General features: G+C 53.3%; 20 protein-coding genes and 1 pseudogene. 8 read left to right on the top strand and 13 right to left on the bottom strand.

Annotation, left to right across the window (positions count from 1 at the left end; translation table 11 throughout):
• Positions 1–18: 18 nt before the first annotated feature.
• The 3 genes from JTI98_RS21355 to JTI98_RS14975 form a co-directional block, all read right to left on the bottom strand.
• Complete coding sequence (locus JTI98_RS21355) at positions 19–198, bottom strand: hypothetical protein (protein WP_305764052.1); 180 nt, start codon at positions 196–198, stop codon at positions 19–21.
• A 284-nt stretch (positions 199–482) separates the two neighbouring features.
• Positions 483–1466, bottom strand: coding sequence for a zinc transporter ZntB (zntB, locus tag JTI98_RS14980; protein ID WP_043000590.1), 984 nt, complete (start codon positions 1464–1466; stop codon positions 483–485).
• 89 nt (positions 1467–1555) lie between these two features.
• Positions 1556–2689, bottom strand: a complete 1134-nt coding sequence (locus tag JTI98_RS14975) for a methyl-accepting chemotaxis protein (protein WP_216081446.1) — start codon at positions 2687–2689, stop codon at positions 1556–1558.
• Positions 2690–3155: 466 nt separating this feature from the next.
• Here JTI98_RS14975 and JTI98_RS14970 point away from each other — a divergent pair.
• Together JTI98_RS14970 and JTI98_RS14965 are read left to right on the top strand one after the other, a co-directional pair.
• Positions 3156–3324 (top strand): annotated as a pseudogene (locus JTI98_RS14970) (MHYT domain-containing protein); the annotation flags it as partial.
• A gap of 30 nt (positions 3325–3354) precedes the next feature.
• Positions 3355–4587, top strand: a complete 1233-nt coding sequence (locus tag JTI98_RS14965) for a sensor domain-containing diguanylate cyclase (RefSeq protein ID WP_216081445.1) — start codon at positions 3355–3357, stop codon at positions 4585–4587.
• A gap of 44 nt (positions 4588–4631) precedes the next feature.
• On the opposite strand, the gene pcaC is transcribed toward JTI98_RS14965, so the two are convergent.
• The 6 genes from pcaC to JTI98_RS14935 are packed head-to-tail and all read right to left on the bottom strand — an operon-like array spanning position 4632 to position 9695.
• Positions 4632–5021: a 4-carboxymuconolactone decarboxylase gene (gene pcaC, locus JTI98_RS14960; RefSeq protein ID WP_216081444.1), complete on the bottom strand. Its 390-nt coding sequence runs from the start codon at positions 5019–5021 to the stop codon at positions 4632–4634.
• Positions 5011–5775 carry a 3-oxoadipate enol-lactonase gene (gene pcaD / locus JTI98_RS14955; RefSeq protein ID WP_061070070.1) on the bottom strand — a complete coding sequence of 255 codons (765 nt, stop codon included), beginning with the start codon at positions 5773–5775 and terminating at the stop codon, positions 5011–5013. The genes pcaC and pcaD overlap by 11 nt, the downstream gene beginning before the upstream one ends.
• The gene (locus tag JTI98_RS14950; protein ID WP_216081443.1) at positions 5753–7117 is read right to left on the bottom strand and encodes a 3-carboxy-cis,cis-muconate cycloisomerase; all 1365 of its coding nucleotides are present in this window, start codon (positions 7115–7117) and stop codon (positions 5753–5755) included. Before JTI98_RS14950 ends, pcaD begins: the two co-directional genes overlap by 23 nt.
• 9 nt (positions 7118–7126) lie before the next feature.
• A complete protein-coding gene (gene pcaF, locus JTI98_RS14945) occupies positions 7127–8329 on the bottom strand; it encodes a 3-oxoadipyl-CoA thiolase (protein ID WP_044327243.1) in 1203 nt (400 codons plus the stop codon).
• A gap of 9 nt (positions 8330–8338) precedes the next feature.
• The gene (locus JTI98_RS14940) at positions 8339–8995 is read right to left on the bottom strand and encodes a 3-oxoacid CoA-transferase subunit B (protein ID WP_043000583.1); all 657 of its coding nucleotides are present in this window, start codon (positions 8993–8995) and stop codon (positions 8339–8341) included.
• Between the two features lie 10 nt (positions 8996–9005).
• Positions 9006–9695 (bottom strand): 3-oxoacid CoA-transferase subunit A, encoded by a 690-nt coding sequence (locus JTI98_RS14935; protein ID WP_044257772.1) that lies wholly within the window; start codon positions 9693–9695, stop codon positions 9006–9008.
• Between the two features lie 170 nt (positions 9696–9865).
• Here JTI98_RS14935 and JTI98_RS14930 point away from each other — a divergent pair, with 170 nt between their 5' ends.
• Entirely contained in the window at positions 9866–10672 is an 807-nt protein-coding gene (locus JTI98_RS14930) for an IclR family transcriptional regulator C-terminal domain-containing protein (RefSeq protein ID WP_216081442.1), read from the top strand.
• On the opposite strand, the gene smrA is transcribed toward JTI98_RS14930, so the two are convergent.
• Positions 10669–11232 carry a DNA endonuclease SmrA gene (gene smrA, locus JTI98_RS14925; protein ID WP_043000580.1) on the bottom strand — a complete coding sequence of 188 codons (564 nt, stop codon included), beginning with the start codon at positions 11230–11232 and terminating at the stop codon, positions 10669–10671. The genes JTI98_RS14930 and smrA overlap by 4 nt on opposite strands.
• A gap of 424 nt (positions 11233–11656) precedes the next feature.
• Here smrA and ogt point away from each other — a divergent pair, with 424 nt between their 5' ends.
• From ogt to uspE, 3 genes are all read left to right on the top strand, one after another.
• Positions 11657–12172: a methylated-DNA--[protein]-cysteine S-methyltransferase gene (ogt, locus tag JTI98_RS14920; protein ID WP_044327245.1), complete on the top strand. Its 516-nt coding sequence runs from the start codon at positions 11657–11659 to the stop codon at positions 12170–12172.
• 194 nt (positions 12173–12366) lie between these two features.
• Entirely contained in the window at positions 12367–13119 is a 753-nt protein-coding gene (gene fnr, locus JTI98_RS14915; protein ID WP_003020397.1) for a fumarate/nitrate reduction transcriptional regulator Fnr, read from the top strand.
• A 150-nt stretch (positions 13120–13269) separates the two neighbouring features.
• Positions 13270–14220: a universal stress protein UspE gene (gene uspE / locus JTI98_RS14910; protein ID WP_043000578.1), complete on the top strand. Its 951-nt coding sequence runs from the start codon at positions 13270–13272 to the stop codon at positions 14218–14220.
• A 46-nt stretch (positions 14221–14266) separates the two neighbouring features.
• Here uspE and JTI98_RS14905 read toward each other — a convergent pair whose 3' ends face one another.
• Positions 14267–14527 (bottom strand): DUF2534 family protein, encoded by a 261-nt coding sequence (locus JTI98_RS14905; RefSeq protein WP_043001925.1) that lies wholly within the window; start codon positions 14525–14527, stop codon positions 14267–14269.
• A gap of 243 nt (positions 14528–14770) precedes the next feature.
• On the opposite strand from JTI98_RS14905, the gene JTI98_RS14900 reads away from it, so the two are divergent.
• Entirely contained in the window at positions 14771–15790 is a 1020-nt protein-coding gene (locus tag JTI98_RS14900; protein WP_104446491.1) for a mechanosensitive ion channel family protein, read from the top strand.
• Between the two features lie 84 nt (positions 15791–15874).
• On the opposite strand, the gene JTI98_RS14895 is transcribed toward JTI98_RS14900, so the two are convergent.
• On the bottom strand, positions 15875–16258 hold the full coding sequence (locus JTI98_RS14895; RefSeq protein WP_043000576.1) for a VOC family protein: 384 nt from the start codon (positions 16256–16258) through the stop codon (positions 15875–15877).
• A gap of 98 nt (positions 16259–16356) precedes the next feature.
• On the opposite strand from JTI98_RS14895, the gene JTI98_RS14890 reads away from it, so the two are divergent.
• The gene (locus tag JTI98_RS14890) at positions 16357–17127 is read left to right on the top strand and encodes a DeoR/GlpR family DNA-binding transcription regulator (RefSeq protein WP_216081441.1); all 771 of its coding nucleotides are present in this window, start codon (positions 16357–16359) and stop codon (positions 17125–17127) included.
• Between the two features lie 35 nt (positions 17128–17162).
• Here JTI98_RS14890 and JTI98_RS14885 read toward each other — a convergent pair whose 3' ends face one another.
• The gene (locus JTI98_RS14885) at positions 17163–18776 is read right to left on the bottom strand and encodes an ABC transporter substrate-binding protein (protein WP_216081440.1); all 1614 of its coding nucleotides are present in this window, start codon (positions 18774–18776) and stop codon (positions 17163–17165) included.
• Between the last annotated feature and the right edge of the window lie 13 nt (positions 18777–18789).

Below are 18789 nucleotides of genomic sequence, written 5' to 3'. Positions count from 1 at the left end.
AATCTCACGGTAAACGACTCACAGTCGGCAGGCGCGTATCCTCGCAGATCTGCGGCTGTGATGCGACAACTTAATCGGTACTTCGTCGGGGGGCGGGTCGGGCATCGGCTGTGGACGAGGGATCGGATCGGGCACAGGAACGGGATCGGTGGGAACGGGATCCGAGAAATGAATGTCTTGTTGGCGGTGAGTTAACAGATGGAACATTTTTGCCTCCGGGATTTCATTGGCTCCCTTTCAGGGTAGTCGCTGAAAACGTACAGGCAAAAAAAAGCCGACTTATTTAAGTCGGCGTCGTACGAATCAATTGTGCTATGCAGTAATTCAAAAAAGGAAGTAAGACAATATGGAGCGCAACGCCCATCGCTTGACGTTGCATTCACCTGCAAGAGTGATATTGCCCCGAACAGGCGTGCTATTTATTGACTTCGCTCAATCTTAAAGCCGTTTTTAGGCAGAGAAATCTCTTAAAACACCCGTTTTTACAACCATTTACTACGATGCAACCATAAAGTAACACCACCAATCAGAACCACTAACAGAATACAAAAGAGTGAAAAGCCAAATTGCCACCCTCCACCGGGTATGCCGCCGAGATTGACGCCGAACAGTCCGGTCAGAAACGTGCTGGGAAGGAAAACCATCGCCATCAATGACATGGTATAGGTACGTCTTGCCAGCGACTCCTGCATTACCTGGGCAATTTCATCGGCCATAACGCCCGTGCGGGCGATACAGGCATCAATTTCATCCAGCCCCCTACCCAGTCGGTCGGCAATGTCCTGCATCCGGCGTCGCTGATCGTCCGTCATCCACGCCAGACGCTCGCTAGCCAGTCGCGAATAGACATCGCGCTGCGGCGCCATATAGCGGCGCATCACAATCAGTTGTTTTCGTAATAACGCGAGGAAGCCGCGCGGCGGGATTTGCTGATCGAGCAGATTGTCTTCAAGATCGATGATTTTATCGTGTAACTGTTCGATAAATTCGCTGGCGTGATCGGTCAGCGCATCGCATACGTCCACCAGCCAACCGCCGCAGTCAACTGGCCCGGTGCCTTCCTGGAGATCGCTGACGACATCGTCGAGCGCCAGCACCTTCCGCTGACGCGTGGAGACAATTAGCCGTTCATCCATATACAGACGCATCGCCACCAGTTGGTCCGGGCGCTCATCCGTGCTGCCATTGATGCAGCGCAGCGTAATAAGCGTCCCTTCACCCAGACGACTGACGCGTGGACGAAGGCTTTCCCCCGCCAGCGCATCCCTGACATTATTCGGCAGTAGCGGCGTCGTCGCCAGCCATTGCGCGCTGTCCGGATGCGTGTAGTTCAGATGCAGCCAGCAAGGATGCTCACGGCTGATCACATCATCATCTTCCAGCGGTTTCACACCGCCCTTGCCATCCAGCAACCAGGCAAATACTGCATCCGGCACACTAACTTGAGACCCTTTAATGGCTTCCATTTTGCCTCCCATACTTCGCGCTTTTCTGGTTAGTCTAGCTGTCGACGCATGTTAAGCAACCACTCATTCTCCCAATGTGTTATCAGGACTTATGAAAACCCGCGAGCGTAGCGCTTGTGCGCTGAGGGAGAAATCGCTTCTGTTGCATCACTTAAACGGAACTGATGGGTTTTCGACTGGAGATCGACAACTTGTGATTTCAGTACATCCGACGATCCGGATAATTCATCCACCATCAACGCGTTACTTTGAGTAACTTTTTCCAGTTCATTCATTGCCTGGGTTATCTGATTTATTCCTTTTTCCTGTTCCGCCGTGGTGGTTGATATTTCATGCATCAACTGACTTAACTGCCCAGCGCCCTGGACGATTTCCTGCATATTCTTTTCTGTCTCACCCACAACCGTTGCGCCTTGCTGCACATTTTGATGGGTGACGTCGATAAGCCCCCGAATATTTTTTGCGGCTTCGGCACTTCTGTGCGCCAGATTTCGCACCTCCGTCGCCACCACGGAAAATCCTTTTCCCTGCTCACCGGCGCGCGCCGCTTCGACTGCGGCATTCAGGGCCAGAATATTGGTCTGAAACGCAATATCATCAATCAGGGTAATTATTTCTGTCATTTGCTGGGTACAAGTCGTAATCGAATGCATGTTGCTGGCAACCTGAACCATTAATTCGCTGCCTTTGTATGCACATTGCATCGCGCTATTGGCCTGCTGGTTAGCGAGTCGCGTGTGGTCAGCGTTGTTACGCGTGCTGGCGGCCATCTGTTCCATGCTGGCCGCCGTCTGGATTAAAGAGGCAGACTGCTGCTCCGTTTTTACGGATAATTCAGCGCTTCGGGCGGTCAGTTGCTCTGACAACAACAGCGCCGTCTTCGAGGAAAGTCGGATCTCACGTACCAGCGTCGCGATACTGCCGGATAAGCTGTTGATACCCGGAATCAGTCTCCCGGCACAGTTATTACCAAATTCGGGAATATAAACGGCGAGATTTCCCGCTGTCACCTGTTCAATACTTTTCTTTACGGTATTAATGGGCGTGACAAGATATATTGTCATGTAGCACCATAAGGCGAATAGCGCCAACAAAAAAATCACGTTCATTGAAATAATAACCGGTAGCCTGACCGAGTACATTATTTGCACAGTGTTAATCAGGCCAAAGGTAAATAGTAGAAATACGATAATAAATGTTCTGACGCTAATGTGTTTTAACATTTTAAACCTGTTAGAGGTTAATATGGCAGGTCATATTTATATAGCATCAGAAAAGCATATATTCTTCTCGTTCCGCTCTCTGTCCAAACTTCACGCAGAGATCCATAAAATTTACCTTAAAGAAGGATATTGCCGATTAAGTTTACCTTATGCTTATTGTTCATCATGAGGTGAGGCCGCTTTCCCCTACCCTCCCAAGCGATTCTACTGCTTAACAATTAAGTGATACGACACTCATCATTGATGAACGTTTAATCTGGCTTAAATGATTAGATTTCATAACGTGTTAATAAGCGCACTCGTGCTCTTGCCGCTTTTCGCCTCTGGACGTTAATGAGGTGGGCAAAAATTCCAGTAGCTGACCTTTCATTTCTCATGCGAATGGATGAATTCCTGCTAAATTTAACTGCACGACAGACATTCGATGGAAAGCCAGATGTTGCACGTATCATGGGCGCCCGTTTGAATCAGCATCTCGTTTCTTGTTGCGTTCATCGCTGCATTTGTCTCCCTCGACAGCGCGCGCGTGTAAAGTGGCTATTTCTGTGCGGCGAGAATCGGCATTCTGGCGCTTATCGGGCGGTATTACGCTTGGTATGGGGATCTGGTCAATGCATTTCATCGGCATGCTCGCACAATAATTAATAAAAAGAACAGGATTACTGATGATTGCGCACAACCTGAATGCACTGGATTTATTAACACAGCCGGTCTGGATCGTCTCCCCCTGTACCGAAGAATTAGTTTTTGCCAATCGTATCGCCAGAGAGGTGATGCAAGGGTACACCTTCAGCCAACTGCGTAAAGGGGTGTATTCCACCCATGCGCAGAATACGTTGCCGAACTATATTACCGATCTTCGTCGCCAGCGGGATATTGTCGAGATTCTGACGGTGCCCCGTGAAAATCATCAGGCCGCACTCACCTGTCGGTTATCGATTAACGATCTGCCAGGAACCGGTGAAGTCATTCTGTTCGAAGGCATTGATATCCCGGCGGTACAGGGGTTGAAAGCCAGCCGGTCTGCCACCTATCAGCGTAAAAAGCAGGGATTTTATGCCCGATTTTTTCTCACGAACTCCGCCCCGATGCTGCTGATCGATCCGTCAAGAGATGGTCTGATTGTCGACGCCAACCTGGCGGCGCTCAATTTCTACGGCTACAGCCTGGAGGCGATGTGCCAAAAACACACATGGGAAATCAATATGTTGGGTCGCCAGGTTCTGCCTGTTATGCATGAAATTGCGCGACTGCCGGGTGGGCATAAGCCGCTGAATTTTGTCCATAAAATTGCCGATGGCACCACCCGCCATGTGCAAACCTATGCCGGGCCGATTGAAATCTACGGCGACAGACTGATGTTGTGCATCATTCACGATATTACCGAGCAGAAACGTCTTGAACAGGAACTGGAGCGCGCCGCCCTGCATGACGCACTCACCGGACTGCTCAATCGCCGCCAGTTCTATCAACTGACCGAACAGGGGCAGATGCAGCATCTCACCCTTACCCAGGACTACAGCCTGCTGCTCATTGATACCGATCGGTTTAAAAGCATTAATGACCTGTACGGTCACCTGAAAGGCGATGAGGTTCTCTGCGAGCTGGCGCGAAACCTGGAGTCCTGCGCACGCAAAGGGGATTTAGTGTTTCGCTGGGGCGGCGAGGAGTTTGTCCTGTTGTTACCGCGCACGCCGCTGGAGACCGCGTTGCAGTTAGCCGAATCCATCCGCGCGTCGGTCGCGAAAATCGGGCTTCCCGGCCTGCCGCGCTTTACCGTGAGCATTGGCGTGGCACACCGCGAACCGAACGAAAGTATCGATGAACTGTTTAAGCGGATGGATGCTGCGCTTTACCGGGCCAAAAATGATGGCAGAAACCGGGTACTGGCCGCCTGAGAAACCGCGCCCCCGACGACACGCACCGCCGCCGGGGGCCTGATTTACTTCCCGTCGGCGTCGCGCTGGTCAAAAACTTGCTGTGCCAGATGCAATGTCGCATTGGCGGCGGGCAGACCGCAATAAAGTGCCGAATGCATGATCAGCTCTTTCAACTCCTCACGCGTCACGCCGTTGTTGAACGCGGCATTGAGATGCATTTTTAGCTCCGCTTCGCGGTTTAACGCAATCAGCATCGCAATGGTTATCATACTGCGCGTATGCCGATCCAGTCCGGGGCGGCTCCAGATATCGCCCCAGGCATAACGGGTAATAAAGTGTTGAAATTCTTCATTCAGCGGCGTCAGGTTTTGCACCGTCCTGTCAACATGCGCATCGCCCAGAACCGCCCTGCGTACGGCCATTCCCTGCTGATAACGTTCTTCATCCTGCATATTGTCCTCCCAGAAACGATAACAACGCCGCGTTCACCGCACCCGGCGCTTCAATAGTGGATAAATGGGACGCCTTCACCACAGCCAGTACAGAACCGGCAATACGCTGGTGCATAAACTGAGCGTCGTCCACCGTGGTGACGGGGTCATTTTCACCGGCAATCAGCAGCACTGGCCGTGTGATCCCGGCAATTTGCTCACGCAAATCGGCCGTTGCCAGCGCTTCACAGCAGGCGGCGTACCCTTCGGCTGACGACGCGGCGAGTTGCTCACACAATGCGGCGACCGTTTGCGGTGCCGACTGACGAAAAGCAGGGCTGAACCAGCGTTCCGGGGCGCTGGCGGCAATCTCGCGCAGTCCATTCTGACGAACGCTTTGCGCGCGGGCGCGCCAACTCGCCTCGTCGCCTATACGTGCAGCGCTGTTAATCACTGTTACGCTCAGCAATCGTTGCGGCTGATGACAGGCCAGCCACAGCCCGGTGAGTCCTCCCATCGAGATCCCGCAAAAATGCGCTGCCGGGATATCCAGGTGATCGAGTAACGCAATCACATCCTGCCCCAGCCGGGCGAGATCGGTTGGCCCCGCATTCTTCGTCGCGCCATGTCCGTGGGTGTCATAACGCAGCACTCGATATTGCGCGCTCAGTGCCGCAAGCTGTGGCGCCCACATCGCAAGCGTCGTACCGAGAGAATTGGATAGCACTACCACCGGCGCGTCGTCCGGGCCATCAATCTGGTAATTCAGTTCCATGCTGTTGTTCCTCATAACGTGCAAGCACGCGTTGCACAAACTGCGCCGCGCAGCCCGTTGCCGTGCCTGGGTCCAGTAACGCCGCCAGTTGAGATTCATTAAGATGGGCCATCACCTGCGACTCCTCAACGAGTACTGAATGCAGGGAATGACCGCTTGTCACCGCGCGATGGCACAGCCTTTCTATCAGATGATGGGCATCCTGCTTGCCGATAAACGCCGCCAATGCCAGCGTGACCGATTCCGCCATCATCAGGCCCTGAGTGATATCCAGGTTGTCACGCATCTTTTGCGGGAAGACCTGCATATTCAGGACGAGCGGTTGGGTTTCTTCAATTGCGTGCCCGACCAGCATGACGATCTCCGGCAGGACTTCCCATTCAGCCTGCCAGCCGCCGAGCGCACGTTCATGCTGCTGTAACTGACTGTTGTAGAGTGTGGCCATCAGTCCCGGCGTTTTCTGCATGGCAGTGAGGATCGCCGCGCAGCTCACCGGATTTCGCTTGTGCGGCATCGCCGACGATCCGCCCCGACCCGAGACGGCGGGTTCGCTCACTTCCGCCACTTCGGTCTGCATCAGCAGCGCAAAGTCCTGAGCAAACTTACCGAGAGTACCGCCGACACCGGCGTACCATGCCCCCACTTCCAGCAGCCGATCGCGCTGGGTATGCCAGGGCGTATCTGGCAACGTCAACGCCAGTTCCTGCGCGAGCCGCTCTGCCACCGGTAGCGCGTTCTGCCCAAGTGACGCCAGCGTTCCCGCCGCACCGCCAAACTGCAGCACCAGTACACGCGGCAACAACGGTTGCAGGCGTTCCTGCCAGCGCAGCAGCGCATCAAGCGTACCGGCCAGTTTCAGCCCCCAGGTCACCGGCAGCGCCTGCTGCATCCAGGTGCGACCCGGCATGACGGTATGCTGATAGCGATGCGCCTGCTGAGCAAAGACCGCCGTCAATTGGCTCAGCGCACGTTGCGTGTGATTGAGCGCCGCTCGCAATTGCAGGACCAGTCCAGTATCGATCACATCCTGGCTGGTTGCCCCCCAGTGTACGTAACGTGCGGCATCAGGAGCCTCGCGCTTCACTCGCGCGGTTAAGTGTTTCACCAACGGAATGGCCAGATTGCCCGCCGCCCGCGCCGATTCTGCCAGTGCTTGTCGATCAAACTCCTGCGCATGGCAGGCCTGGGTGATAGGCCCGACAGCCGTTGCCGGTATCACACCACAGGCCGCCTGCGCTCGAGCAAGCGCGGCCTCAAAATCGAGCATCCCCTGAAGAAGCTGGATGTCTGAAAATTCTGCCGTGAGCGCCGTTCCGCGCATCAACGGAGTTAGCAAGGTCATTCCTGCTCCTTACACACGTTCAATAATCAATGCGATCCCCTGGCCGACGCCAATGCACATGGTACAGAGTGCATAGCGTCCGCCGGTACGCTGCAACTGGTAAGCGGCAGTCATCGCCAGACGCCCACCTGATGCCCCCAACGGGTGACCGAGGGCAATCGCTCCGCCGTTAGGATTCACCTGCGCGGCATCATCGGGTAGCCCCAAATCACGCATCACCGCCAGTGCCTGCGCGGCAAACGCCTCGTTAAGCTCGATAACATCCATCTGACCAAGCGTTAAGCCCGTCTGCGCCAGTACTTTACGGACCGCTGGCGCCGGGCCAAACCCCATAATTCGCGGGGCGACGCCGGCAGTTGCCACGCCGACAATCCGCGCCAGCGGGTGCAGACTTTGCTGTGCCATCGCCTGCTCGCTGGCGATGAGGAGCGCACAGGCACCGTCGTTAACGCCAGACGCATTGCCCGCCGACACGGTACCGTCAGGACGGACGACCCCTTTCAGCCTGGCGAGCGCCTCCAGCGATGTCGCACGCGGATGTTCATCTTTGCCAAAAAGCAGCGGCTCGCCTCTTTTTTGTGACACTGTCACTGAAATTAACTCTTGTGCGAACAGCCCCTGTTCCTGAGCGGCAGCGGTTCTCAACTGGCTGCGCAGCGCAAACGCATCCTGATCGGCACGCGTTATGCCAAACTCCTGCGCCACGTTTTCCGCCGTTTCCGGCATAGAATCCACGCCATAGCGGGCTTTCATTTGCGCGTTGATAAAGCGCCAGCCAATCGTAGTGTCTTCGATTTTCATGTTGCGGCTGAACGCATTTTCCGCTTTGCCCATCACAAACGGCGCACGTGACATGCTCTCCACACCACCGGCGATCATTAGCTGTGTTTCGCCGCTTTTAATCGCTCTCGCGGCAATACCAATGGCATCGAGACTGGAACCACACAGACGGTTTACCGTACTGCCCGGGACGCTTTCCGGCAACCCGGCCAGCAGCAGCGCCATCCGCGCCACGTTGCGGTTATCTTCTCCCGCCTGATTCGCACAGCCGCAAATCACGTCATCGATCGCCGCAGGATCAAGGCCTGGGTTGCGTTCAAGCAGTGCTTTCAGTGGAATAGCGGCCAGATCGTCGGCCCTGACGTTCGCCAGCGTTCCGCCGAATCGACCAAACGGTGTGCGCACTGCATCGCAGATAAATGCCTGATTCATCATAGTTCCTTATGCGCTTTGCGCCAGCGGTTCACAGCTCAGAGTCACTGGCGTCAGACGTTGCAGTTCCTCAAAAGACAGACCATTGAAAATTTCCCGGACAACCGGTCCCGAATCGGTAATGTCAATCACCGCCAGGTCCGTATAAATGCGGCTGACGCAGCCCATGCCGGTTAAGGGATAGGTACAGTGTTCAACCAGTTTGCACTCGCCGTCGCGGGTCAGATGGTCCATCATCACAAATACCTGACGTGCGCCGATCGCCAGATCCATCGCGCCGCCCACGGCGGGAATGGCGTCCGGCGCGCCGGTGCTCCAGTTGGCGAGATCCCCGGAGGCTGAGACCTGATACGCCCCCAGCACGCAGATATCCAGATGCCCGCCGCGCATCATGGCGAAGGAGTCACCGTGATGGAAATAGCAACCGCCCTGCAACAGCGTGACGTACTCTTTCCCGGCATTAATCAACTCCGGATCTTCTTCCCCTTCCGCCGGTTTTGGCCCCATCCCGAGCAGGCCATTTTCACTGTGCAGGAAAATCTCTTTTTCCGCAGGCAGGTAGTTGGCGATACGGGTTGGTAAACCAATCCCCAGATTGACGTATGCCCCTTCCGGGATATCCTGCGCTACGCGTCTGGCCATTTCGTCACGGGATAATTTCTTCATCGTTTACTCCTTAGGCGCGCAGCGCGGCGTGGGTGAGGTTTTCCAGAGAAAACACGCGCTGGACAAAAATCCCCGGCGTGATGACGTGCTCGGGATCAAGCTCGCCGAGAGGGACAATCTGATTCACCTCCACCACCGTGGTTTGCGCGGCGGTCGCCATGATCGGACCAAAGTTTCGTGCCGCTTTGCGGTACACCAGATTCCCCCAGCGATCGGCCTGATGCGCCTTTATCAGGGCAAAATCGGCGTTAATCGGGTATTCGAGCACATAGTTTTTCCCTTCGATGTGGCGGGTTTCTTTGCCTTCAGCCAGCGGCGTACCGTAGCCTGTTGGCGTATAGATAGCCCCCAGGCCAGCCCCGGCAGCCTGAATGCGCGCCGCCAAATTCCCCTGGGGTACCAGCTCCAGTTCAACCTCGCCACGGCGATACAGGTCATCGAAAATCTGTGAATCCACCTGACGCGGAAAAGAGCAGATCATTTTGCGTACGCGTCTGGCCTTCAACAGTGCCGCGAGACCGACTTCACCGTTACCCGCATTGTTATTGATGATGGTAAGGTCGCGAGCCCCCTGCGCGATGAGCGCATCAATCAATGTGGTGGGTTGTCCGGCCGTACCAAAACCACCAATCATGATGGTCGCACCGTCCGGGATCCCGGCGATGGCCTCCTCCAGCGAAGGCACACTTTTATCAATCATCAGCTCGCTCCTTGTGGTGCGGATTTCGCACATTTTTGCGTTGTTCGCACAAAATGTGACCCACTTAACGAAGTCAGGCAAGGGCGATAATCGAAATATGGTGCGATAATCGAACATCGTTTATGTTTGTACGAAGAATGTGATCCGTGGCGAACAACGAGAGGAAAACAGTGGAAAAACATCCTGATGACCGACTGAACAACGAGACCGATCCGTTTAAGGGCGATCCAAACTATATGGCATCACTGGCACGCGGGCTGGAGGTGATTCAGGCGTTCACGCCGCAGCGACGGGTTATGTCGATATCGCAGATTAGCCAGAAAACCGGGATCCCGCGCGCGGCAGTCAGACGCTGTCTGTATACGCTGGGAAAACTGGGTTTCGTTTATGCCGAAGATGGGAAAAATTTCGAACTGCGTCCGCGGATCCTGGCACTGGGACATGCCTATCTGGCCTCCACTCCGCTGGCTCGCGCCACTCAACCGGTTCTGAAACATCTGAGCGAAATGCTCAATGAATCCTGTTCCATCGCCACCCTCGACGGTGACGATATTTTGTATATCGCCCGCGCCTCCAGCTCACGCATTATGACCATCGATCTGGACATCGGCAGTCGGCTGCCCGCGTGGTCCACCTCAATGGGACGCGTTTTGCTTAGCCATCTTTCTGAGGACAAGCTGAACGACATGCTCGGGCGCATCACCATGATCCGCTACACCTCGCAGACTGTGGATTCCGTCCCCGCCCTGCGCGCCGAACTGAAGAGAGTCCGGCAGCAGGGCTATGCGCTCAACGATCAGGAACTGGAAATGGGGCTGCGGTCCATTGCTGTGCCGCTGATGAACAGCCAGGGTCAGGTCCAGGCGGCGCTGAATGTGGGTGTACATGCCGGACAGGTGACGGCGGACGAGCTGCGCAGCCGCGTACTGCACGAGCTGCAAAAAGCCGCGCAGGAGTTGTCGCTTTTACTGCATTAACGGCTGCGCTTGGCGTGACGTTCCCAGTTTTCCTGCTTCGCCTGTGCGGATTTACGCAACGCCACATAGCACGCTCCGCTGCCGCCGTGATGTGGCAGCGCCGTGCAGTAGGCCTGAACCTCGTCGAATTCGGTCAACCAGCGTGCCAGATAGCTGCGCACGATGTTGGCATGTGAGTTATCGTCTCGCCCTTTACCGTGAATGATCAGCACATTGCGCAGTCCATCGCGTAACGACTGGAGCAGAAAGCTGTACAGCTGTTGACGACAGGCTTCCACTGGCTGACGCAACAGATTGAGGCTCGCCTGCTGGCTGTATTTCCCCGTACGCAGCTTATCGAGTACGCCCTGTTGCAGCCCCTCACGGCGAAACTCTAAAGGTTGCGCCAGCGGGACGATCTCCAGAAAACCGGTGGTGAGAAAATTATCAAGCTGGAGTGTATCAATACGTTGCGGGGTCCGCACATTGCGCACGGGCTGCCAGTGTACGTCGGCGCAACGTTTCAGCGGCTGAACATCCTCCATGGCGTCAAGAAATAACGATTTGTCGTCAAGATTCATGCTGTGTCCTCCCGCTTTTTAAAGGCAGCTACTATCATAGCCGTCCCCCTGGAGGGCGACAACGGTTTACAGATGCTTCCAGTAAACATCCACGTGTCACATACCTTTGCTTTACTAATTAACGCTGGTTTTACTCAGAGTAAAACAGTGCAGCAGTGCCGTTTAATCTGGTTGATTTACCTTAGATTTTCGTGAAATCAATCACTCCAGTTTGCTGGCATAGTTAAACGGTTCTTGCTATAAGACATTACCCGCCACCAGGAATAATAACGGGCATAGATGAAGGATAAACTGCTGTGTGTACTGTAGAGTCTGGCGGATGTCGACAGGCTCTATTTTTTTATCCCAAATCAGGGGTATAGCACTGCTGGCAGTGACCATGATACGTTGATGCCCCACCGACTGCATGCCAACGAGGCAACCGATGCTGACACTACTGGAAGAGAAAATGATGACCCCGCTGGGCCCACTTTGGGTCATTTGCGACGAGCAGTTCAAACTTCGCGCTATCGAGTGGGAACAGTACAGTGAACGCATGGTGCAACTGCTGGATATTCATTACCGCGCACAAGGTTATACCCGTATTAGTGCGACCAATCCGGGCGGTCTGTGCGACAAACTTGCCGACTATTTTGCCGGTAACCTCAGCGCGATCGATACGCTGCCAACCGCCACCGGCGGCACCCCTTTTCAGCGGGAAGTCTGGCAAACCTTGCGCACTATTCCTTGTGGTCAGGTGATGCACTACGGTCAGTTGGCTGAGCAACTGGGACGCCCTGGTGCGGCGCGAGCGGTTGGCGCGGCGAACGGTTCAAATCCGATCAGCATCGTGGTGCCCTGCCACCGCGTGATCGGACGTAACGGCACCATGACCGGTTACGCCGGTGGCGTGCAGCGGAAAGAGTGGTTGTTGCGCCATGAAGGTTACCTGTTGCTGTAGTATCCAGGCAATTCGTGCCTTCTTGCTCACACTTTTACGTAAAGACGCCACAGGGAAAGTAAGGTTTTTCAAAGGGATAGAAATATTTTATTCACACATGTCGGAATTATCCGCTATTGGGGTGACCTCAGACTTACGTGCTCACCAAAAAGATGTTAAAATTGACAAATATCAATTACGGCTTGAGCAGACCTATGATCCCGGAAAAGCGAATTATACGGCGCATTCAGTCTGGCGGTTGTGCTATCCATTGCCAGGATTGCAGTATCAGCCAGCTTTGCATCCCGTTCACACTTAACGAGCATGAGCTTGATCAGCTTGATAATATTATCGAGCGTAAAAAGCCGATCCAGAAAGGCCAGACGCTGTTTAAAGCGGGTGATGAGCTGAAATCGCTCTATGCCATTCGTTCCGGTACGATCAAGAGCTATACCATTACTGAACAAGGCGATGAGCAAATCACCGGCTTCCATCTCGCGGGCGACCTGGTCGGTTTCGACGCGATTGGTAGCGGCCATCATCCGAGTTTTGCGCAGGCACTGGAAACCTCAATGGTTTGTGAAATCCCGTTTGAGACACTTGATGATCTGTCCGGCAAAATGCCTAATCTGCGTCAGCAGATGATGCGTCTGATGAGTGGTGAGATCAAAGGTGACCAGGATATGATCCTGTTGCTGTCGAAGAAAAACGCGGAAGAGCGTCTGGCGGCATTTATCTATAACCTGTCTCGTCGCTTTGCGCAGCGTGGCTTCTCTCCACGTGAATTCCGTCTGACCATGACCCGTGGCGATATCGGTAACTACCTGGGCCTGACCGTTGAAACCATCAGCCGTTTGTTGGGTCGTTTCCAGAAAAGCGGAATGCTGGCGGTGAAAGGGAAATACATCACTATCGAAAACAGTGATGCGCTGGCGGTTCTCGCCGGACACACCCGCAACGTAGCTTAATCTTTCCGCAACCCTTCTGAAACCCTTCTGTCGAATCGTTAAATTTTCCTGATTTATTGATCTGACAGAAGGTTCTTCCCTGTTTCAATTCACATTCTTGGGTTACTCTTTTAGTTACAAACTGCGATGACAGTTGTAAGGAGACCCTGTATGGCTATGTATCAAAACATGCTGGTGGTTATCGATCCGAATCAGGACGATCAACCTGCGTTACGGCGTGCGGTTTATTTGCATCAACGGATTGGTGGCAAAATTAAAGCCTTTTTGCCGATCTATGACTTTTCCTACGAGATGACCACCCTGTTGTCGCCTGATGAGCGTACGGCAATGCGTCAGGGCGTCATTAGTCAGCGGACGGCGTGGATACGCGAACAAGCAAAATACTATATTGAAGCAGGCGTTCCTGTTGAAATTAAAGTGGTCTGGCACAACCGTCCTTTTGAAGCCATTATTCAGGAAGTGATCAGCGGCGGACACGATCTGGTGCTGAAAATGGCGCACCAGCATGACCGACTGGAAGCAGTGATCTTCACTCCTACCGACTGGCATCTGCTGCGTAAATGCCCAAGTCCGGTGTGGATGGTGAAAGATCAACCCTGGCCGGAAGGCGGTAAAGCGCTGGTGGCGGTAAACCTGGCCAGTGAAGAACCCTACCATAATGCGTTGAATGAGAAGCTGGTAAAAGAGACGCTGCAACTCGCCGAACAGGTCAACCATACAGAGGTGCATCTGGTCGGGGCCTACCCTGTCACGCCGATCAACATCGCGATTGAACTGCCGGAATTTGATCCCAGCGTCTACAACGATGCGATTCGCGGTCAGCACCTGCTGGCAATGAAAGCGCTGCGGCAAAAATTCAGTATCGACGAGAAAGTCACACACGTTGAGAAAGGATTACCGGAGGAGGTAATCCCCGATTTGGCGGAACATCTGCAGGCGGGGATTGTGGTTCTGGGTACAGTGGGCCGCACGGGCATTTCCGCTGCCTTCCTGGGGAATACAGCAGAACAGGTCATCGATCATTTGCGTTGTGACCTGCTGGTCATCAAACCCGACCAGTACCAGACGCCCGTTGAGCTTGACGACGAGGAAGACGACTAACGCGTTGTGTAAAAAACGAAAGGCCCAATGATTTGGGCCTTTTCTTTTAATGCTTGTCCTCACCGCCGAGGAAATAAATTCCCAACGGGATGGCCAGCAGCACAGTGAAAACCAGGCTATAGACGAAAATCATTGATGACTGAATGACATACATCGACGTCGTCCAGTCAGAAAGCGGAATATCATACTGTTCAATCACCCCACCGATCGTGGCGCGCGTGACAACCGATGCGGCAATAATAAACACACCCAGCAGGCAGAGCAGAAACTTTTTGCCCTTCGCCGTCTTCAGCTTTTCCATTATCATCATAGTGTCCTTCTGTCACCAAACTTTTGTCACCTTAGCGCAACAATACCATGACAATATGAAAAAGTCTGCATCAGTTCCCCTGACAAATCCGTCACATTGAAAGCGCCTTTGCGTAAAAACGCTAAAAGCGCTATTTATTCCCCCTTTTTATTGATGACTTGAATGTTTATCCTGAGTACCATTATCGAATTGTAGTTTATTTTTTGTCATGTCAGTGGCAGCGGAAAGCCGGGGATAAATATGTTTGCAGAGCTGTTCGTAAAAAACATCTTCAATCTGACGGTTATTTTGAGTAGCGTCTTTAGCTTGATTCTGATGAATGTTTTCTTTCGTCATGCACATAAACGCAAGAAAGGGTTTGTCTTCCATACGGCTCAGTTTCTTATTTATGCGCTGATTATCGGTACATTAGGACGAATCGCTAATACCATTATTAGCTACTATAATATCAGCGCGGTTTCATCCAGTATTATCGACTTTGTCTGTACGTCGTTGATCGCCCTGATTCTGACTATTAAATTGTTTCTGGTGATTAATCAGTTTGAAAAATCGCAAATTAAAAAAGGGCGAGACGTCACCAGCGCGCGAATTTTATCGCGGATTATCAAAATCACCCTCATTGTCGTCATTATTTTGCTTTATGGTGAACACTTCGGCATGAGCCTGTCGGGGTTACTCACCTTTGGCGGCATCGGCGGCATCGCCGTGGGCATGGCAGGGAAAGATATCCTGAGTAACTTCTTTTCCGGCATTATGCTTTATTTCGATCGCCCCTTCAGTATCGGCGACTGGGTACGTTCCCCGGATCGCAATATCGAAGGCACCGTGGCGGAAATTGGCTGGCGGATGACCAAAATCACCACCTTTGATCACCGTCCGTTATACGTTCCAAACTCTGTATTTTCCTCGATTAGCGTAGAGAATCCCGGTCGGATGAGTAACCGTCGAATCAACACGGTTGTCGGGTTACGTTACGAAGATGCCAGCAAAGTGGGCACGATCGTCAATGCTATTCGACAAATGCTACAAACCCATGCCGATATCGATCAGCAACAAACGCTGCTGGTCTATTTTAACGGCTTTGGTGACTCTTCATTAAATATTATGGTGTATTGTTTTACCCGAACAACGGTCTGGGAAGAGTGGTTAGCGGTTCAACAACAGGTTTATCTTAACATTATTGATATCGTGCAGAGCCATGGCGCTGATTTCGCCTTCCCGAGCCAGACACTCTATCTCAATAATAGCAGTCAGGGTTAATGTAAGACGCTCCTGCCCGACTCGTGATAGCCTCAGGACATATTTATCTGAGGCTCCTTACTCAGACAATGCGTTATTTTCTGTTCATTCAACAATTTCGATGAAATTCCCGTCCGGGTCTTTGATGACCGCTTCATAATAACCGTCCCCGGTCGTGCGCGGTGGTGAAACCAGGATCCCCAGCGCCCGTGCTTTTTTTGCCAGCGCATCCACTTTTTTAGCACTGCCAACCGCGATTGCCAGATGCACCCACCCGGTCGTCTGGTTATCCGGGCGCAGGGCTCGCAGGGCGGGTTTCGTCATCAGTTCAATCGCAATATCATCACCGATGCGCACAAAATAAGACTCAAATCCGGGGTTGTTCTTGCTGATGTATTTCTCATTAAGCGTCCCGCCAAAAAAACCGGTCCAGAAGCGCGCCTGCGCTTCCAGTTCTGTGGTCCATAACGCCATATGTGCGATTTTCATGTTTCACCTCGTTTCAACCCGTCAGAATGTTGACAGCACTGACCGTTTTGCCCGATCATGCTCTATATTGCTCGATGATATGGTTTTCAGGATTTATTATGCTCGATTATGCAGCTTTCCCGGAACAACGACAAGCCCTGATTCAGCAGATCCTGCAGGAGAATGGGCGCGTGGTATGCAGTGACCTCGCCTCCCGGCTGAACGTCTCGGAGCACACAATTCGCCGCGATCTCCATGAACTCAGCAAGGAAGGCATCTGCAAGAAGGTGTATGGCGGCGCGGTCATGATGCTGCCGGAAGCGGGTGACTATTCCATTCGCAAAACGAAGAAGCCCGACCAAAAGAGCAGCATCGCGCAAAAATGTGCACGACTGGTCAAATCCGGTAGCTGTATTTTTATCGACACCGGTACGACCAACCTGGCGATGGCGGAGGCGCTTCCGGCAGAACTGTCTCTGACCGTGGTGACCAACTCGCCGGAAATCGCTGCCGTACTGTTAAAAAAGCCCCTGTATGACGTCATCATGCTCGGCGGTCAGCTGCAGCGCTCTTCTGGTGGTTGCGTCGGCGCTTCGGCGATTGCGCAGGTTAAGGGGATGTTATTCGACCAGGGGTTTATCGGCGGCTGTGCGATGGCGCCGGAATCCGGTCTGACCGGGTTTGATTACGCCGATTGTGAATTCAAACGCGCAGTGATCCGACAGTGTAATGAGACCATAGTCGCGCTGACGGCGGACAAGATCCCGGCGGTGGCGCGTTATGTCGTCGCCCAGAGCAGTGAGATCGATGTCATGGTAGTTGAAGCGAATATCAGCAAGGCGTATTGCGAGGCGTTTCGCGAACATGATATCCGCATTTATACGGTGTGAACGGCAGGCGCGTTTCCGCGCCCGCTGACGGAGGGTTAGTGCTTGATGATATACATGGTCCGGCTGTAGGCCACATCTTCCGGGTTCATGATCGGATACCCTTTCAGCCACGGTTTGATTAAGCGCCCGTTGGTATACTGATAAATTGGCGCAATGGGTGCCTGCTCCATGAGGATTTTTTCCGCCGCATTGTAGTCCGCATTACGCGCTTTATCCGTGTTTTCCATCGTCGCCTGAGTGATGATTTTGTCATACGCCGGGTTGTTAAAACGCGAAATATTGCCTGAGTGCGTCGACGTCAGCAGCGACAGGAAGGTCGAAGGCTCGTTGTAATCCCCCACCCAGGAAGCACGAATCACATCGAAGTTCCCGGTATTACGGCTGTCGATGTAAGTTTTCCACTCCTGGTTTTGCAGCTTCACATCCACACCTAAGTTTTTCTTCCACATCGAAGCCACCGCGATGGCAATTTTCTGGTGGTTCTCAGAGGTGTTGTATAACAGCGTCAGGTTAAGCGGTTTCTGCGGACCGTATCCCGCCGCACGCAACAGCGTTTTCGCCTGGGCATTCAGCTCTTCCTGGCTCATCTGTTCGAACGGAGACGGTTCAGGCGTAAAACCGGCAGTGACGTCCGGCGTAAAGTGCCAGGCCGGTTTTTCCCCGGTTCCCAACACTTTCTCCGCCATAATGCGACGGTCAATGGTCATGCTCAGCGCCAGACGCACGCGGGAATCCGCCGTTGGCCCTTTTTGTGTGTTAAAGGCGTAGTAATAGGTTCCCAACTGCGGTGGCGTATAAACCTGCCCTGTAATGTCCTTTAACAGCTTCTGGTACATATTTTTCGGGAATGATTCGGTGATATCAATATCACCCGCCAGGTAACGTTTAGTGGCCGATGACTCCTGATTAATCGGCAGGAAAGTCACTTTTTGCAGCACCGTTTTTCCGTTATCCCAGTACTGCGTATTCGGCACCACCACCAGCTTTTCATTCACCACGCGATCCTGCAACACGTAGGCGCCATTCCCCACCAGGTTGCCCGGTTTGGTCCAGTCTTTACCGCTTGCCACGTTGGCTTTTTGCACCGGATAGAACGCAAAACTGGCAGTGAGATTGGCGAACCACGGCAGCGGCTTATCCAGTTGCACTCTCAGGGTGCGGGCATCAATGGCGGTCACACCGAGCTTATCGGGCGTCACTTTGCCATCAATGATCGCCTGGGCGTTATTGACCCCTGCCAGCGCGGCAAACCAGGCAAAGGGGGACAACGTTTTCGGATCCACCAGGCGTTGCCAGCTATAGACAAAATCCTGGGCGGTCACCGGCGTACCATCTGACCAACGCGCATTATCCCGCAGCGTAAACGTCCAGATGCGATTGTCGTTGCTTTTCCATTGCGTGGCGACGCCAGGTACGATTTCACCCTTCTCGTTCTGGTTCACCAGTCCTTCAAACAGATCGCGAATAACCTGAATTTCCGGCAGGCCAACCGCTTTTGCCGGATCAAGCGTCGCCGGTTCATCTTTTATATGGCGAACCAGCTCCTGCTTCTCTGCCAGTACCGTTCCGCTGGGAACATCCGCAGCATATGACAGAGAAATGCTGCTAACCAACAGCGCACAACAGGTTACTGAAACAGCGTGCTTCATAGAGTCCCCTCAA

The organism is Citrobacter sp. MGH 55 (genome assembly GCF_016906145.1).
GTDB lineage: Bacteria > Pseudomonadota > Gammaproteobacteria > Enterobacterales > Enterobacteriaceae > Citrobacter_A > Citrobacter_A amalonaticus.
The sequence above is the reverse complement of the archived record's forward strand: the minus strand, read 5'-3'. Positions and strand labels throughout refer to the sequence as shown.

What these genes read in the sequence shown, in the direction of transcription:
- JTI98_RS14890 (WP_216081441.1), top strand. Translation starts at nt 16,357, where the DNA reads ATGCTCGATTATGCAGCTTTCCCGGAACAACGACAAGCCCTGATTCAG.
- pcaC (WP_216081444.1), bottom strand. Translation starts at nt 5,021, where the DNA reads ATGCAGGATGAAGAACGTTATCAGCAGGGAATGGCCGTACGCAGGGCG.
- JTI98_RS14975 (WP_216081446.1), bottom strand. Translation starts at nt 2,689, where the DNA reads ATGTTAAAACACATTAGCGTCAGAACATTTATTATCGTATTTCTACTA.
- zntB (WP_043000590.1), bottom strand. Translation starts at nt 1,466, where the DNA reads ATGGAAGCCATTAAAGGGTCTCAAGTTAGTGTGCCGGATGCAGTATTT.
- fnr (WP_003020397.1), top strand. Translation starts at nt 12,367, where the DNA reads ATGATCCCGGAAAAGCGAATTATACGGCGCATTCAGTCTGGCGGTTGT.
- JTI98_RS14905 (WP_043001925.1), bottom strand. Translation starts at nt 14,527, where the DNA reads ATGATAATGGAAAAGCTGAAGACGGCGAAGGGCAAAAAGTTTCTGCTC.
- pcaD (WP_061070070.1), bottom strand. Translation starts at nt 5,775, where the DNA reads ATGGAACTGAATTACCAGATTGATGGCCCGGACGACGCGCCGGTGGTA.
- JTI98_RS14900 (WP_104446491.1), top strand. Translation starts at nt 14,771, where the DNA reads ATGTTTGCAGAGCTGTTCGTAAAAAACATCTTCAATCTGACGGTTATT.
- JTI98_RS14895 (WP_043000576.1), bottom strand. Translation starts at nt 16,258, where the DNA reads ATGAAAATCGCACATATGGCGTTATGGACCACAGAACTGGAAGCGCAG.
- pcaF (WP_044327243.1), bottom strand. Translation starts at nt 8,329, where the DNA reads ATGAATCAGGCATTTATCTGCGATGCAGTGCGCACACCGTTTGGTCGA.
- JTI98_RS14965 (WP_216081445.1), top strand. Translation starts at nt 3,355, where the DNA reads ATGATTGCGCACAACCTGAATGCACTGGATTTATTAACACAGCCGGTC.
- JTI98_RS14940 (WP_043000583.1), bottom strand. Translation starts at nt 8,995, where the DNA reads ATGAAGAAATTATCCCGTGACGAAATGGCCAGACGCGTAGCGCAGGAT.
- JTI98_RS14885 (WP_216081440.1), bottom strand. Translation starts at nt 18,776, where the DNA reads ATGAAGCACGCTGTTTCAGTAACCTGTTGTGCGCTGTTGGTTAGCAGC.
- JTI98_RS14950 (WP_216081443.1), bottom strand. Translation starts at nt 7,117, where the DNA reads ATGACCTTGCTAACTCCGTTGATGCGCGGAACGGCGCTCACGGCAGAA.
- smrA (WP_043000580.1), bottom strand. Translation starts at nt 11,232, where the DNA reads ATGAATCTTGACGACAAATCGTTATTTCTTGACGCCATGGAGGATGTT.
- uspE (WP_043000578.1), top strand. Translation starts at nt 13,270, where the DNA reads ATGGCTATGTATCAAAACATGCTGGTGGTTATCGATCCGAATCAGGAC.
- JTI98_RS14935 (WP_044257772.1), bottom strand. Translation starts at nt 9,695, where the DNA reads ATGATTGATAAAAGTGTGCCTTCGCTGGAGGAGGCCATCGCCGGGATC.
- ogt (WP_044327245.1), top strand. Translation starts at nt 11,657, where the DNA reads ATGCTGACACTACTGGAAGAGAAAATGATGACCCCGCTGGGCCCACTT.